Here is a 14,981-nt window from a genome sequence, read left to right on the forward strand (position 1 = left end):
AACGAAGCCGGCTATGGGCTTTTGGGCGGCTGCACGAAATAGCGGGTGCATCCCGTGCCGGCATGGCACGGCCGCGCTGCATGGGGCCTGTCGCGCCACTGCAATCGAATCATGCTGAAACCACGTCAGCAGTTCACTGGGCGACATGCCGAGGGGAGAAAAGTGGTCTGTGTCATGACGACACAATCCCGTTTGGCGAGGGCACGTGAAGCGCCGTTTCCGTCTCGCCAAGCTGTGACTAGCGTGTTGCGTGCCGGTTCTGTAGTTGTGGCAGCCCGACAAACCGAGGATCCGTAATGGCGAACCAGAACATCGACCACGCCTTCACCGCTCGTTCCAAGACGGGTGCATCCTTCGAGCCGACCTATGCCGGCGCGCTGTCGTTCATGCGACGCAAATACACGAAGGACGTGAAGGGCGCGGACGCGGTGGTGTGGGGCATCCCCTTCGACGCCGCCGTCACCAACCGGCCTGGCGCGCGTTTCGGGCCGCAGGCGATCCGCCGCGCCTCGACCATCCTCGACAATGATCCGCAATATCCGTTTTCGCGCGACCTGTTCGAACATCTGGCCGTGGTCGACTATGGTGATTGCCTGCTCGACAGCGGCAATCATCAGAAGACGCCCGGCACGATCGAGCGCGAGGCGGCAAAGATCCTGAAATCCGGCGCCTTCCTGCTATCGCTGGGCGGCGATCATTTCGTCACCTGGCCGCTGCTCAAGGCACATGCCGCCATCCATGGGCCGCTGGCGCTGGTGCAGTTCGACGCCCATCAGGACACCTGGCCGGACGACGGCAAGCGTATCGATCACGGCTCCTTCGTCGGCCGCGCGGTGAAGGAAGGCATCATCGACCCCGACCGCTCGATCCAGATCGGCATCCGCACCCACGCGCCCGAAACGTTCGGCATCAAGATCCTCTACGGTCATGAAGTGGAGGAGATGCGCGCATCCGACATCGCCTACGCCATAGTCGACCGCACCGGCGGCAAGAAGACCTACCTCACCTTCGACATCGATTGCCTCGATCCGGCCTTCGCGCCGGGCACCGGCACGCCGGTCGCCGGCGGTCCGTCCTCGGCCAAGATCCTGTCGGTGCTGCGCCAGCTCACCCAGATCGACATCGTCGGCGCCGATGTCGTGGAGGTTGCGCCGGCCTATGATCACGCCGATATAACGGCAATCGCCGGCTCGACGGTGGCCATGCAGTATCTCGGGCTGCTGGCGGAACGAAAGGCCCGGCTTGAAGAGATGAACAATGGCAATCCTGTTGCAGTGAATCACGGACAAGGCATATAGCTTTGAAATATCAGGGATTTTGATCAGGCAATGAAACCGAAAATCTTCATCGACGGCGAGCATGGCACAACCGGTCTTCAGATCCGGGCGCTGCTTGCCGAGCGTGGCGACCTGGAGATCATCTCGATCCCGACCGAGCGCCGCAAGGAAACGGCAGCCCGGGCCGAATTCCTCAACGCCGCCGATGTCGCGATCCTGTGCCTGCCGGACGACGCGGCCAAAGAGAGCGTTTCGCTGATCGCCAACGACACCACCAAGGTGATCGACGCCTCGACAGCGCATCGCGTCGCGGAGGGGTGGGAGTATGGCTTCGCCGAAATGGACAGGGACCAGGCGAAAAAGATCGGCAGAGCGAAGCGCGTCGCCAATCCGGGCTGCTGGCCACAAGGACCGATCGCGACGCTGCGTCCGCTGGTGACGGCCGGGCTGTTGCCGCCGGATTTTCCGGTCACCGTCAACGGCATTTCGGGCTATTCAGGCGGTGGCCGCCCGATGATCGAGGATTATGTCGCCAAGGGCGAGGACGCGTCCGAATTCCTGCCCTATGGCCTGACCTTGCAGCACAAGCACGTGCCGGAGCTCCGGACCTACGCGAAGCTCTCGCACGATCCGATCATGCAGCCGGCGGTCGGCAATTTCGCGCAAGGCATGATCACGGTGGTGCCATTGCAGCTTGGCGGCCTCGACCGTGTGCCGACCGGCGCCGAGTTGCATACGGCAATCGCCGATCATTTCTCCGGCATCGAAGGCGGCGTGGTCGAAGTGGCGCCCTATGCGCATCTGGAGCGTATGCCGGAGATCGACCCGGAAGCCTATAACGGCACCAACCGGATGAAGGTCTATGTCTTCGCCAACGACAAGCGCGCGCAGGCGCTGCTTCTGGCCGTCTATGACAATCTCGGCAAGGGCGCTTCGGGCGCCGCGGTGCAGAACATGGATTTGATGCTCGGCCTCAAGCATTGAGCTCGGGCATTGAGTTCGGGCATTGAGTCCGACGCCGAACTTCCCGCGCCGCTGGAAGCTCGCCGGCGGCGCGGAGCTGATCGCCGAGACCTTTTCGAGCCGCATCTGGAAGGTTGTTCGCCCCGACGGCTCGCCGGCGATCGTCAAGGCACTGAAACCTTTCGACGACGTCGCCGACGAATTGCGCGGCGAGCATTTTCTCGCCTGGCGGCGCGGCCAAGGCGCGGTGCGGCTGCTCGGCCGCGATGGCCACAGCATGCTGCTCGAATATGGCGGCGAAACCCTTTTGTCGCGGGTACTGGATGAGCAGGGCGACAACGCCGCCACAGTGATCGCCGCCGAGGTGATGGCAAGGCTGTTCACGCCGTCAAGGCACCCTGCCCCGCCAGACCTTCAGCCACTTGGGGAACGCTTCGCCAGCCTGTTCAAGAAGGCCAGGATCGATCGCGACGACGGCCGGAACAGCCTCTATGTCGAAGCCGCGGCGCTCGCCCAGCGGCTGCTGGCCAATCCGCATGAGGTCAGGCCGCTGCATGGCGACCTGCACCACGACAACATCATGCACGGACCACGCGGCTGGCTGGCGATCGATCCGAAGGGCGTGCTCGGCGATCCAGGCTTCGATGCGGCGAACATGTTCTACAATCCGCTCGGCCGCGACGATCTCTGTCTTGACCCGCAGCGGATTTCGCACATGGCCGAGATCTTCGCCACCACGCTCGGCCAGACGCCCCGCGCCATTCTCGACCACGCCATTGCCTATGGCTGCCTGTCGGCCTCATGGCATCATGAAGATGGCAACGACACCGAGGAGAACCGTGAATTGGCCATTGCCACGGCAATCCGAAGCGTTCGGATCAGCCTCTGACCGCGATCTCGTTGGGCAGTGGATAAGCGCCTTTGGTGCCTCGCCAGTGCGCGGCGGCAAAGCCGAGCAGGACAAGCGCGAAACCCTGATGCGTCAGCGCCATGTGCAGCGGCACATGCATCACCAGCGTGCCGATGCCAATCGAAGCCTGCACAAGCACCAGCACGAAGAGAAGCGTGGCACGGCGGGCATGCGTTGTCTTGGGTTGGCGGCGATGCGTCGCGATCATGTGCCACAACGCCACGACGAAAACCGTATAGGCGCCGAGACGGTGAACGAACTGCACCGTCTTGGGGTTCTCGAAGAAATTGCGCCATGCTGGCTCGAGGAGCAGCAGATCGCCAGGGATTATTTTCCCGTCCATCAGGGGCCAGGTGTTGTAGGAGAGGCCGGCATCGAGCCCGGCGACGAGCCCGCCGAGATAGATCTGCACCAACGCCAGAAGCACCAGGAAACCGGCCACTCGCTGTGTCGAGCGGTCGGCCGCGGGTTCGGAGTGCGGAGCCAATCCACGCGCGACGACCATGGTCGCGGTGAAGATCAGCGCCGCAAGCGTCAAGTGGGTCGCCAGCCGGTACTGGCTGACGGAGACCCGGTCGACCAGCCCGGACGCCACCATCCACCAGCCGATCGCACCCTGCAGGCCGCCGAGAAGCAAGATGCCGACAAGCTTCGGGCCAAGGCCGCGCTCGATGCGACGCGTCGCCCAGAAGAACAGAAGCGGCAAGGCAAAGACCACGCCGACGCTGCGCGCGAGAATGCGGTGCACCCATTCCCACCAGAAGATCGATTTGAACGCTTCAAGGCTCATGCCCTTGTTGAGCTCGGCATATTGCGGGATCTGCTGGTAGCGCTGGAACTCGTCTTGCCATTCGGCGTCGTTGAGCGGCGGGATGACGCCATGGATCGGCTGCCATTCGGTGATCGACAGGCCGGACTCGGTGAGCCGGGTGGCGCCGCCGACCAGCACCAGCGCAAACAGCACCAGAAGCACGACATAGAGCCAGCCGCGCAGCAGCGCTCGGTTGTGCAGGTCGCGGTCGCGGGCCATGTAAGGCGCATCAGTTGATATGGCAGCCATGGGGCTCGTCCAGGCAGGTTGAAGTGGCGGATTGGTGAACCATCGCAACCCGGCTGGCAAGACCGGACAGCGCGGCACGCCGTCGCGCTGCCTGTCTCTGGTTGCGCGTCCCTGTCTCAAGCCTTATTCGAGGCGCTTGAAAAGAGGCTGAGCCATGCCCATTCGCCTGAAAAAGCTGATTGGAACCTTCCTGCTGGTGGCGCTGGTCATCGTCTATGCGCTGGTTGCATCGATTGTGGCGGTTGCGCAACTGTCGCAATCAGGCCCGTGGGCGCATTTCCTGTTCTTCCTGTTCAGCGGACTGCTCTGGGTGCTGCCGGCAATGGGCATCATCAAATGGCTGATCCTGGAGCCACGGCCGAAAGGCTGAGGCGCTAGATGGTGACAACCATCTTGCCGGCATTGGCGAGCGGCGTCGTCACGCCCGACAGCATGGTGCGAATATGCGCGACGCTCTGGTAGCGGCCGTTGACCGAAATGCGCGGCAAGGCGTGCAGGAAGCCCGAATGTTCGGGGCGCAGCACGCCGTGGCGCGTCGTCACCGCCGAGGCATAGCCGGCGTCGCGGGCAAAGCCGACTTCACGGCCGCCGACGGCGGCGGCGTAGCCATAGGGATAGGCGAGATGGCGTGGCTCCTCGCCGAGTTCGGCCTGCAATATGCGCCTGACGTCGTCGACCTCGTGGCGTGCATCCGCTTCGGAAAGCCGCTTGAGATTGCGATGGTGGATGGTGTGCGCGCCGATCGTCACCAGCGGATGCGCGGCGATAGCGCGGATCTCGTCCCAGTTCATCAGCGTGCTTGAGCGCAATCCTTCCAACGCGATGCCGTTCGACCGGGCCAGTTCGCGCAGCACCGTGCGCTGGTCCTCCTCGCGAACTTCCAGCGTCAGATGGGCGTGCAGACGCACATTGGCCTGCAGTTTCTTGTCCGGCGTCGAGCAGTCGATCGTCAGCGGCCCCTCCGGCGTCGCCAGGGTCAAGCGATCGCGCGCGTTGATGATGTCCTCGATCACTTCCCACCACAGGTCGGCGGCACCGTCGATCAAACCCGGCGCGACATAGATGGCGATCGGCGCGCCGTGCTTTTCCAGGACCGGGAGCGCCTCGGTCATGTTGTCGCGATAGGCGTCGTCGGCGGTGATCGCCGCGAACTGGCCGCCCTTGCCGCCAGACTTGATGCGCTCGATCGCCTCGTCCATGGCGACGAAGGTGTAGCCATTCGCCTTCATATCGGCAACGACGGCGTCCAGAAACTCGGGCGCTATGTTGAGATGCCGGTTGACGCCATGCGGCTTTTCCGGCGTGGCGGTAACCCGGTGCAGCATCAAAATGGCGCCGATGCCGCCGACGAACGGCTTCGCCAGCGGGGCAAGGCCACTGTAGCGCGCGACGTTGAGCGCCAGTTTCCGAATTGCCTCGCCCCCGTCGATCATTCATTCACCTTTTGCGTCTAGGCTCATCCAAGCACGGAATGCGCCTGCGCGTACCCCAAAACGCGATGAATACGCCCCAAGGATTGAGGTATGGTTGACGCCACCGCGTCATTTGACGGCAATCGGCTTGCGGCCAGCGAGGCGTCGCTGCGTGCGCTGCCAATCGGCGCAATCAACCTGTCCGTTTCGGCTGCCGATGGCGCGGCACTTGCCGCCTATGCCGAATTCTGCCGATCGGCCGTGTTTGCGCCTGCGCAGAGCGCAACCTGGATCCTGAACTGGGCTGCCGAGACCGGGGCGGACGCTCTCGTGGCGACGCTGAGCACTGGAGACCGGCCGGTTTTTGCGCTGGCGCTGGAAGTCACCCGCCGCGGACCGTTCCGCGTCGCCCGTTTCGTGGGCGGACGCCATGCCAACGGCAATTTTGCCGCCGCCGATCCGCATTGGCTGGCCAATGCGGATGGTGAGGCCATTCGATCGGTGCTGACGGCGATTGCCAAGGCGCGGCCGGACATTGACCTCGTCGCGTTGGAACGCCTGCTGCCGGACCTGGACGGCATTGCCAATCCGCTTGCATCCTTCCCGCATTTTCCGAGCCCCAATCTGTCACTCGCCGCCGATCTGGCGGGAGGTTTCGATGCACTGCTGTCGCGCGCGAGCGGCAAGCGCAGGCGCAAGAAGCACCGCTCGCAGATGCGCAAATTCGAAGCCGTCGGCAGCCACCGCCGTATCGAGGCCAGAACACCGGAGGAGGTGAACAGGCTGCTCGACGCCTTCTTCGAGATGAAGGAATTCCGCTTCCGCAAGATCGGTGTCGCCAATGTCTTCGGCGAGCCTGAGGTCCGCGCTTTCTTCCGCGCGCTGTTCATCGGAGCGCTTGCCGAGGAGAAACCGTCTTTCGTTCTGCATGGGCTCGAAGTCGCCGGCAAGCTTCGTGCCGTCACCGGGTCGAGCCGCACGGGCAAGCGCCTGATCTGCGAGTTCGGGGCGATCGCCGAGGACGACCTTGCCCATACCAGCCCCGGCGACTTCCTGTTCTTCGACAATATCGAGGAGGCCTGTGAAACAGGCTTCGAAATCTATGATTTTTCGGTCGGCGACGAACCTTACAAGCGGCTGTGGTGCGATATCGAGACGCAGCATTTCGAGGTGCTGTTTCCCTTGACGCTGAAGGGCCGCGCGCTGGCGCTCGAGCTGCGGCAAGGTGCGCGGCTGAAGAGCTTCATCAAGAACAGCCCGACGGTGTGGAAGCTGACCAAGAGGTTGCGTCGAAAGGCGGCCGGCCAAGCAGCGCCTGTCGAGGACGACAATTAACCGCCGATTGTCCTCGGCGTCTCAGACAATGAGCGTTGTTTCAAAAGTTGAGAGCTTCCTTGAGCGCCGGACCCGCCCTGACGCGCAAATCGAGATCGGCCTCGATGTGATCGATGTGGTGAAGCATCAATTCGCTGGCCAGCCCCGGATTCTTGTGTTCAAGGGCGTCCAGAATGCGCAGATGCTCGTTGTGCCCGCAACTTGAAACGCCGGAACGGCCATAGAGCGCGATGACCAGCGACGAACGCGCCACCAGTTCCTCCATGAAACGCTGCAGGATGGCGTTGCCGGCGACCGAGGCGAGAAGCAGGTGGAAATCACCCGATGCCTTGATTTCGGAGCGCCGCGCGTTCGGGCCGCGCTCGGCCATGAAGCGGCCCTCGTCGTCGAGTTGCGCGCTGAAGATGGCAATGTCGGTGGTGGTGATGCGCTCGCAAGCGGCAATGGCGATACCCGGCTCGATCAGCCGGCGCGAGGCGAACACTTGGCGGGCTTCCTCGGGCGAAGGGTTGGCAACGAAGGCGCCGCGATTGCGCTCCGTGCGCACCAGCCCCTCGAAGGACAGCATCTGCAGGGCCGCCCGCGCCACGGTGCGCGACACGTCGAACAGCATGCCGACTTCGCCTTCCGACAGTTTGGTGCCCGGCGCCAACCGGCGGTCGACGATGGCGTCGCGCAGATTATCGCGGATGGCCTGGGCGCGATCCTGGTTGGCGCTGTCGGCGGAATAAATCTGATCGGCAATGTTCATGGCGATGATGGTTCCTGCTTCCTTCTAGCGCGACTCCCTCTGTCCGCACGAGAGGCAAAGTGGATACGAAGGCAAAATAAATTGCATACGATTTTTGTGCAGATCGCCCACAATCGCTCATAATTTGTGCAACGCACAAAGAAGCCCACTGAGCGGGCAGTTCGCAAGAATGATGTTTTTGCCGAAAATTCAATCGGTTGGGCCAGCGCGTCTCGATTGGCACGCATGATGCATCGGTTAACGCAACCAAATGGGAAATTCCGGATGTCCAAAGCCGCCGAAATCGACATCGTGTCCGTTTCGAAAGTCTATGGAACGACGACCGCCGTCGAGGACATCAGCTTGAAGATTCCGGCCGGCACCTACTGCTGCCTGCTTGGCCCTTCAGGCTGCGGCAAGACCTCGACGCTGCGCATGATTGCCGGACATGAGAGTATTTCATCCGGCGATGTCCGCCTCGGCAACACCGTCGTCACCGACCTGCCGCCGGCAAAGCGCGGCACGGCGATGATGTTCCAGTCCTACGCGTTGTTCCCGCATCTCGACCTCGTCGATAATGTCGCCTTCAGCCTGAAGATGAAGGGTGTCGACAAGGAAAAGCGCCGCGCCAAGGCGCTCGACATGCTCAAGCTCATGCAGATGGAAGCCTATGCCACGCGAAGGCCCGCGCAGCTCTCCGGCGGCCAGCAGCAGCGCGTGGCACTGGCGCGGGCGCTGATCACCGATCCTGAGGCACTGCTTCTCGACGAACCCTTGTCGGCGCTCGATCCGTTTTTGAAAATTCGCATGCGTGCCGAGCTTAAGAAGCTGCAGACCTCGCTCGGCATCACCTTCGTCCACGTCACCCATAGTCAGGAGGAGGCCATGGCCCTGGCGGACCTGATCGTGGTGATGAATGACGGCCGCATCGAACAGGCAGCGCCGCCGCGCGACGTGTTCGAACGGCCGGCCACCTCCTTCGTCGCCCGCTTCATGGGCGACCATAATGTCGTCGGCGGCCGGGTCACCGGCTTGCGCGGCGGCATGGTCGTGTTTGATGTCAATGGCGGTGCCTCGCTCGCCGCCAGCGGCCAGCCGCAGGAGGTGGGAGCACCGATCGACATCGCCATCCGTACCGACCATGTCCGCATCGGTGACGCGCCCGCGCACGGCCTCGGTTTCAACGGCATCGTCTCCAACATCGAATATCGCGGCGCCACGGTGAAGATGTCGGTGGCAGGCGCCGGCATCGAAGACTTCACGGTCATCGTCGACGACTCCGATTTTTTCGCCAGACCCGTCACGGTCGGCGACGCTGTACCGCTCGCCTGGGATCCGCAAGACGCCATCGTGCTTGGCCGTCTTCATTCCTGATCAGCTCAATGCCACCAGCCTTCATCGATGACTGAACCACGCAACAACCAAAACAAGACAGGGGAATAGGCATGACAAGCACCAGACAACCCAAGACAGGCATTTCCCGCCGATCGCTGCTCAAGACGGGTGCGGCCGCCGTCGGCCTCGCCGCCGGTTCGGGTGCCATATCCGGTTTCCCAACGATCTGGGCGCAGTCCAACATCACGCTGCGTCAGTTCGGCACCGGCGTGTCAAACCTCAACGCCATCGCCGACAAGTGCAAAGCCGATCTCGGGATCACGCTGGAAATGACCGCCACCGATTCCGATGCCGCCGCCCAGCGCGCGGTGACGCAGCCCGACAGCTATGACATCGCCGACATCGAGTACTGGATCTGCAAGAAGGTGTTCCCCAGTGGCGTGCTGCAGCCGATGGACGTCAGCAAGCTGAAATATTACGACGAGCTGGTGCCGCTGTTCAAAACCGGCAAGCTGACGCCGGAGAGCGTCATCGCGCAGGGCACCGCGCCGCATACTGTCGGCTACGTCGAAGCACAGGACAGCAAGGTCTTCGCCAAGGCGCCGACAAACTGGTTCACCATGGTGCCGACCATCTACAACGCCGACACGCTGGGTATCCGCCCCGACCTCGTCGGCCGCGACATCACGACCTGGGCCGATATCATGGACCCGGCCTTCAAGGGCAAGACCGCCATCCTCAATATTCCTTCGATCGGCATCATGGACGCGGCCATGATCATGGAAGCCATGGGCAACGTCAAATATGCCGACAAGGGTAACATGACCAAGGAAGAGATCGACAAGACGATCGACTTCCTGATCAAGGCCAAGCAAGGCGGCCAGTTCCGCGCCTTCTGGAAATCGTTTGACGAGAGCGTCAACCTGATGGCCTCGGGCGAGGTCGTCATCCAGTCGATGTGGTCGCCGGCTGTCGCCGCGGTCCGCTCCAAGGGCATCGCCTGCCGCTTCCAGCCGCTCAAGGAAGGCTACCGCTCATGGGGCGGTGGCCTGGGCCTGGCCGCCCACCTCAAGGGCGCCGAACTCGACGCCGCCTATGAATACATCAACTGGTATACGTCAGGCTGGGTCGGCGGCTATCTCAACCGCCAAGGCTACTACTCGGCCAACATGGTGTCAGCCAAGAAATTCATGACCGAGGACGAGTGGGGCTACTGGATCGAGGGCAAGCCAGCCAAGGGCGACATCAAGGCGCCGGACGGCACGGTCATGGAAAAGGCCGGCGCGTTGCGCGACGGCGGTTCCTTCGAGGAGCGCATGGGTCACGTCGCCTGCTGGAACTCGGTGATGGACGAAGACCGCTACATGGTCAAGCGTTGGAACGAATTCATCGCGGCGTAGCCATCGGGCCAACTGAGATGTCTCATTCCTTCCCACCCCTCTCCGTCCTGCCCATTCTGCGCAGCAGCCGCGCTGCAGCTGCGGAGGGTGGACCGGGCAGGACAGAGCGGGGCGGGAAGGATCTCAACCTTGAAAATCGCTCTCTTGCCACATCACAAGGGTGCTCCGGATGACCGTTGTGCTCGACCAGCCTGCCACCGTCGCGGCCGCCAAGCCAGCCAGACGCCGTCGGTCCTCCATCGGCGCCGTCACGCCCTATCTGCAGTCCGCACCGCTGGCTCTTATCCTGGGTGCGTTCCTGCTGTTGCCGATCATCATGATCGTCGTCGTCTCCTTCTGGGATTACGACTTCGCGGCCATGTATCCAGATTTCCTGACCACCAACTATTCCGACGTGCTGGGCTCCTGGGTCACCTGGAAGACCTATCTGAACACCATCAAATTCGCCCTCATCGTCTGGGCGTTGACCTTGTTCATCGGCTTCTGGGTCGCCTATTTCCTCGCCTTCCATATCCGCACCACCGCCATGCAGATGGTGCTGTTCCTGGTCTGCACGGTGCCGTTTCTGACCTCCAACATCATCCGCATGATCTCGTGGATCCCGGTGCTCGGCCGCAACGGCCTGATCAATTCAACGCTGGTGCAGTTGGGCTTGGTGCCCGAGCCTGTCGAATGGCTGCTCTATTCCGAATTCGCCGTGGTGCTGGCCATGGTGCATCTCTACACGCTGTTCATGGTGACGCCGATCTTCAACACTCTGATGCGCATCGACCGCTCGCTGGTCGAGGCCGCGCGCGACGCCGGCGCGTCCGGCTGGCAGGTACTGTGGAATGTCATCATCCCGCTGGCCAAGCCCGGCATGGCGATTGGCACCATTTTCGTCGTCACCCTGGTGATGGCTGATTTCTCGACCGTGCAGGTCATGTCCGGCGGCCAGAGCGCGTCGGTGGCGCTGATGATGAAGAACCAGATGTCGCTGCTCCAATATCCGGCCGCCGCCGCCAATGCGGTCGTGCTGCTGGTGCTGGTGCTCTTGATGGTTGCCGGCATCCTTCGCATTGTCGACATCCGCAAGGAGCTGTGACGTGGCGCACGAAAAACGCACCATCGGTTTCTACATTCTCGCGGTCTTCTTCACGCTGTTCGTGCTGTTTCTCTACGGCCCGCTGTCAGCGATCCTGATCCTGTCCTTCCAGGGCGAAACCGGCGGCCTCACCTTCCCGCTCAACGGCGTGTCGCTCCACTGGTTTGCCAATCTGTTCGAACGCCAGGCGGTCGGTGATTTCGGCGGCAGCTTCAGGCGCTCGCTGGTGCTCGGCGTGATGGTGATGGTCGTCACTGTCGTGGTGTCGCTGCTCGCCGGCCTTGCCTTCCGACAGAAGTTTCGCGGCGCCACGGCGCTATTTTACCTGGCGGTGGCCAGCCTGGTCGTGCCCTCGATCATCATCTCGCTGGGCATCGGCGTTGTCTTCCAGCAGATCGGCTTTCGCCCGGCCTGGTATACATCGGCCTTTGGCGCGCATCTGACCTGGACGCTGCCCTTCGGCGTGCTCATCATGTTCGCCGTCTTCAACCGTTTCTCGCCCGCCTATGAGGAGGCAGCGCGCGACCTCGGCGCCACCTCCTGGCAGACCTTCGCCCATGTCGTGCTGCCGATGATCGCGCCGAGCCTTATCGGCGTGGGCCTGTTCGGCTTCACTCTCTCCTATGACGAATTCGCCCGCACCTTGATGACCTCCGGCACCTTCAACACACTGCCGCTCGAAATATACGGCATGACCACCAATGTGACGACGCCCGTCCTCTATGCGCTGGGCACGGTAACGACCGTGTTTTCCTTCCTGGTGATCCTGGCGACACTGGGCGCCATCCTCTATGTCGGCCGCCGAAGAGCCAGGGCTTGACCGTGCAGATACTGGTGGTGAACCCAAATACGACGGCCAGCATGACCGAGACCATAGCGGCGGCGGCACGCGCGGTCGCCGGCGCCTGGACGGAGGTCATCGCCGTCACTTCCTCAATGGGGCCGGCATCGATCGAAGGGTACTATGACGAGGCGCTGGCCGTGCCGGGCCTGCTGATGGAGATTGCCGCCGGCGAACGCCGGGGGGCGCAGGCGGCGATTATCGCGTGCTTCGACGACACCGGCCTTGACGCGGCGCGCGCCATGGCCGCCATTCCGGTCATCGGCATTTGCGAGGCTGCGCTCAGCCTGGCGTCATTCATCGCCCAGCGCTTCACCATAGTGACCACGACCGAACGCTCGCGCGTACCCCTGGAAGCGCTGGTGCAGCGTTACGGTATGGCAGGGCGCACCCGCGTGCGGGCCGCCGACATTCCCGTGCTTGCGCTTGAGAATCCGGCATCCGGCGCGGCCAGGAAACTGCGCGGGGAGATCGCACGCGCCATCGAGGAGGATCGCGCCGAAGCCATTGTGCTCGGCTGCGCCGGAATGGCCGACCTTGCCCACCAGTTGCAGGCGGAATTCGAACTGCCGGTCATCGACGGCGTCGGCGCCGCACTGAAGCAGGCCGAGGCCTTGATCACGCTCGGTCTGTCGACATCCAAGCGCGGCGCCTATGCAGCCCCGCTGGCAAAGGACTATCGCGGTGTGCTGAAATCCTTCTCGCCGGGCGTCGTTGCCGCGGAGTAGCCGCCGTGTTGCCGACCATGCGAACGCCTTCGCCGCAGCCGCCTCGGCTTCGGTGAGACGATCCCGTAAGGAACCCCGGGCCCTTTCAGGCGGCCGAGCGCCGGCCCGGCACTGGCGTGCCCGGCGTCACGTGACCGACTGGCGTCACCAGGGTCAGGTCGGGATAGCCGCTCTCGATCAGGCTGACCGCGGCCTGCGTCACCTCGTCGTCCGGCTCCAGCATGGAGAGGAAGACTTCGGTGCCCTCGCCCACCAGCCGGCTGATGCCTTGCGCGTCGGCAGGGCCGCATTCGACCACGACGAGATCGTAGGCGGTGGTCAGCGACTGCATGATGATAGGCAGACGGTCGGCGGCGCGCATGGCGCGGATCGGATCGGCGGTGCCGACGGGAATGACGTGGCAGTCGGAATAAAGATCGGGATGGATCACGTCACTGAATTGGGCTTCGGAAGCGAGCAGATTGGTGATGCCCGGGAACAGCCCGCTCTCCAGCATCGGCCGTGAGGCGGCGCCCGAAGCGGTGAGATCGAGCAGGAGCACACGCAGGCCGGCGTCGGAGACTTCGCGGGCCACCAGCACAGCCGAGGCGGCGGCTTCGTCGCCTTCCGGCGAGACGAATATGGCGCGCGCGGCACCGGTTGAGATCAGTTTTTCCGCAGCCTTGTCGATGTCGACCTCGCCGAGCGTGGCGCGCGGCGGTTCGGCAGCAGCCTCGTATTCAGCAGCCGCTTCCGCCGCCGAAACCGTATCCGGCTCGGCTTCGGCCTCAGCGCCATAATCCCACGCCTCCTCTATTTCGCCAGCCATGGGGATTTCGGCAGCCTTGGGCTCCTCTCGCAGGGGCTCCTGGCGGACAGCCGTTGGCTCCTGCTGGACAACCGGCATGGCGACCTGCTCGATCCGTTCGAAACGGGCACCGGCGGCCGGCCGCATGGCGCGGCCCGAAAACAACTCCTTGAGAAGCGTCAAGATCGCCATGAGCAACAACGAGCCGACGAAGGCCGCGCCGACGATCGGCAGTATCTTCGGGAAATAAGGCTCCGACGGCACCTGGGCAAGGGAAACCACGCGCGCATCGACAGGCTGGTAGTTGCGGTCCTTGCGCGACGCCGCCGCCAGGTAGTTGGCCTGGTACGATTCGAGCTGCTGGCGTCGAGCGGCCGCGTCACGCTGCAAGGCATCAAGTTCGACCTGCTCTTCGCCGGCGCGTGCCGATGCGGCCTTCAGCGTGTTGACGTCAGCGACGAGCTGGTTTTCGCGGGCCTGCGCGGTCTGCGCCTGCGTCATCAGCCCCTTCATGACCTTTTCCGCCTCGTTGCGGATCTGGCGATCGAGATCGGCAAGCTGCGACTTCAGCGCCCGGATGCGCGGATGATTGTCAAGCAAGGTGGTGGAGAGATCGGCGATATTGGTCTTGAGCTCGACCTGCCGTTCGCGCAGGCGCTGTATCAATTCCGAGGACAAGACCTCGGGCACCGCATCCAGCGAACCGCCGCCCCGCAAAGCGTTGCGCACGCTTTCAGCCGTCGCCTCCGCCGAGGCGCGGTTGGCGCGTACCCGCGACAGTTCGCTCGACAGTTCGGAAAGCTGCTGCGTGGCCAGAACCGAATTGTTGCCGCCCATCAGAAGATCGGATTGCGCCCGGTAGGCGGCAACCTTGGCCTCGGCATCCTTCACCTTCTGCTGAAGATCGGCGATTTCCGGCCCAAGAAAGGCGGTGGCGGCAGAGTTCGATTTGATTTTCGCATTGCCCTGGCTGGCGATGTAGGCTTCGGCGATCGCATTCGGGATGGCTGCGGCAAGCTTGGCATCTTCCGAGGAAAACTCGATGGCGATTATGCGCGTTTTTTCAACGCTGTAGACATTGAGCTTCTCGCGCATCTTTTTCAGCACGCGTTCTTCCAC

Annotated in this window: 14 protein-coding genes; 10 read left to right on the plus strand and 4 right to left on the minus strand. The window is 63.1% G+C overall.

The features are described from left to right. Positions 1 to 296: 296 nt before the first annotated feature. Genes speB through CN311_RS19555 form a run of 3 tightly spaced genes read left to right on the plus strand, consistent with a single transcriptional unit; the run spans position 297 to position 3,129 of the window. Positions 297 to 1,298, plus strand: coding sequence for an agmatinase (gene speB / locus CN311_RS19545; RefSeq protein ID WP_097575371.1), 1,002 nt, complete (start codon positions 297 to 299; stop codon positions 1,296 to 1,298). A gap of 30 nt (positions 1,299 to 1,328) precedes the next feature. After that, positions 1,329 to 2,261 carry an N-acetyl-gamma-glutamyl-phosphate reductase gene (gene argC, locus CN311_RS19550; RefSeq protein WP_097575372.1) on the plus strand — a complete coding sequence of 311 codons (933 nt, stop codon included), beginning with the start codon at positions 1,329 to 1,331 and terminating at the stop codon, positions 2,259 to 2,261. Between the two features lie 22 nt (positions 2,262 to 2,283). After that, positions 2,284 to 3,129, plus strand: coding sequence for an aminoglycoside phosphotransferase family protein (locus CN311_RS19555; protein ID WP_097575373.1), 846 nt, complete (start codon positions 2,284 to 2,286; stop codon positions 3,127 to 3,129). Here CN311_RS19555 and CN311_RS19560 read toward each other — a convergent pair. Continuing rightward, the gene (locus CN311_RS19560) at positions 3,119 to 4,210 is read right to left on the minus strand and encodes a COX15/CtaA family protein (protein ID WP_097575374.1); all 1,092 of its coding nucleotides are present in this window, start codon (positions 4,208 to 4,210) and stop codon (positions 3,119 to 3,121) included. The genes CN311_RS19555 and CN311_RS19560 overlap by 11 nt on opposite strands. A gap of 154 nt (positions 4,211 to 4,364) precedes the next feature. Here CN311_RS19560 and CN311_RS19565 point away from each other — a divergent pair, with 154 nt between their 5' ends. Continuing rightward, complete coding sequence (locus CN311_RS19565) at positions 4,365 to 4,580, plus strand: DUF2842 domain-containing protein (RefSeq protein ID WP_097575375.1); 216 nt, start codon at positions 4,365 to 4,367, stop codon at positions 4,578 to 4,580. A 4-nt stretch (positions 4,581 to 4,584) separates the two neighbouring features. Here CN311_RS19565 and CN311_RS19570 read toward each other — a convergent pair whose 3' ends face one another. Further along, positions 4,585 to 5,643: a polysaccharide deacetylase family protein gene (locus CN311_RS19570; protein ID WP_097575376.1), complete on the minus strand. Its 1,059-nt coding sequence runs from the start codon at positions 5,641 to 5,643 to the stop codon at positions 4,585 to 4,587. Between the two features lie 90 nt (positions 5,644 to 5,733). Here CN311_RS19570 and CN311_RS19575 point away from each other — a divergent pair, with 90 nt between their 5' ends. After that, positions 5,734 to 6,957: a GNAT family N-acetyltransferase gene (locus CN311_RS19575; protein WP_097575377.1), complete on the plus strand. Its 1,224-nt coding sequence runs from the start codon at positions 5,734 to 5,736 to the stop codon at positions 6,955 to 6,957. 40 nt (positions 6,958 to 6,997) lie between these two features. Here the strand turns inward: CN311_RS19575 and CN311_RS19580 are convergent, their stop codons facing one another. Beyond that, positions 6,998 to 7,708, minus strand: a complete 711-nt coding sequence (locus CN311_RS19580) for a GntR family transcriptional regulator (RefSeq protein WP_097575378.1) — start codon at positions 7,706 to 7,708, stop codon at positions 6,998 to 7,000. Positions 7,709 to 7,972: 264 nt separating this feature from the next. Between CN311_RS19580 and CN311_RS19585 the strand changes: the two genes are divergently transcribed. From CN311_RS19585 to CN311_RS19605, 5 genes are all read left to right on the plus strand, one after another. After that, positions 7,973 to 9,061 (plus strand): ABC transporter ATP-binding protein, encoded by a 1,089-nt coding sequence (locus tag CN311_RS19585; RefSeq protein ID WP_097575379.1) that lies wholly within the window; start codon positions 7,973 to 7,975, stop codon positions 9,059 to 9,061. 71 nt (positions 9,062 to 9,132) lie between these two features. Continuing rightward, positions 9,133 to 10,422: an ABC transporter substrate-binding protein gene (locus tag CN311_RS19590; protein WP_097575380.1), complete on the plus strand. Its 1,290-nt coding sequence runs from the start codon at positions 9,133 to 9,135 to the stop codon at positions 10,420 to 10,422. Between the two features lie 169 nt (positions 10,423 to 10,591). Beyond that, the gene (locus CN311_RS19595; protein ID WP_097575381.1) at positions 10,592 to 11,506 is read left to right on the plus strand and encodes an ABC transporter permease; all 915 of its coding nucleotides are present in this window, start codon (positions 10,592 to 10,594) and stop codon (positions 11,504 to 11,506) included. 1 nt (position 11,507) lies between these two features. Continuing rightward, positions 11,508 to 12,326, plus strand: coding sequence for an ABC transporter permease (locus tag CN311_RS19600; protein WP_097575382.1), 819 nt, complete (start codon positions 11,508 to 11,510; stop codon positions 12,324 to 12,326). A gap of 2 nt (positions 12,327 to 12,328) precedes the next feature. After that, a complete protein-coding gene (locus CN311_RS19605) occupies positions 12,329 to 13,075 on the plus strand; it encodes an aspartate/glutamate racemase family protein (protein WP_208866537.1) in 747 nt (248 codons plus the stop codon). An 85-nt stretch (positions 13,076 to 13,160) separates the two neighbouring features. Here CN311_RS19605 and CN311_RS19610 read toward each other — a convergent pair. Continuing rightward, positions 13,161 to 14,981, minus strand: a 1,821-nt coding sequence (locus CN311_RS19610; protein WP_097575384.1) for a GumC family protein, incomplete at its 5' end; no start/stop codon positions are given.

Origin of the sequence: Mesorhizobium sanjuanii, assembly GCF_002529485.1 — a bacterium.
GTDB classification, from domain to species: domain Bacteria; phylum Pseudomonadota; class Alphaproteobacteria; order Rhizobiales; family Rhizobiaceae; genus Mesorhizobium; species Mesorhizobium sanjuanii.

Excerpts from the sequence above, each read along its gene's own strand:
- CN311_RS19580 (WP_097575378.1), bottom strand. The coding sequence starts at position 7,708 with ATGAACATTGCCGATCAGATTTATTCCGCCGACAGCGCCAACCAGGAT.
- argC (WP_097575372.1), top strand. The coding sequence starts at position 1,329 with ATGAAACCGAAAATCTTCATCGACGGCGAGCATGGCACAACCGGTCTT.
- CN311_RS19590 (WP_097575380.1), top strand. The coding sequence starts at position 9,133 with ATGACAAGCACCAGACAACCCAAGACAGGCATTTCCCGCCGATCGCTG.
- speB (WP_097575371.1), top strand. The coding sequence starts at position 297 with ATGGCGAACCAGAACATCGACCACGCCTTCACCGCTCGTTCCAAGACG.
- CN311_RS19570 (WP_097575376.1), bottom strand. The coding sequence starts at position 5,643 with ATGATCGACGGGGGCGAGGCAATTCGGAAACTGGCGCTCAACGTCGCG.
- CN311_RS19585 (WP_097575379.1), top strand. The coding sequence starts at position 7,973 with ATGTCCAAAGCCGCCGAAATCGACATCGTGTCCGTTTCGAAAGTCTAT.
- CN311_RS19565 (WP_097575375.1), top strand. The coding sequence starts at position 4,365 with ATGCCCATTCGCCTGAAAAAGCTGATTGGAACCTTCCTGCTGGTGGCG.
- CN311_RS19560 (WP_097575374.1), bottom strand. The coding sequence starts at position 4,210 with ATGGCTGCCATATCAACTGATGCGCCTTACATGGCCCGCGACCGCGAC.
- CN311_RS19595 (WP_097575381.1), top strand. The coding sequence starts at position 10,592 with ATGACCGTTGTGCTCGACCAGCCTGCCACCGTCGCGGCCGCCAAGCCA.
- CN311_RS19575 (WP_097575377.1), top strand. The coding sequence starts at position 5,734 with ATGGTTGACGCCACCGCGTCATTTGACGGCAATCGGCTTGCGGCCAGC.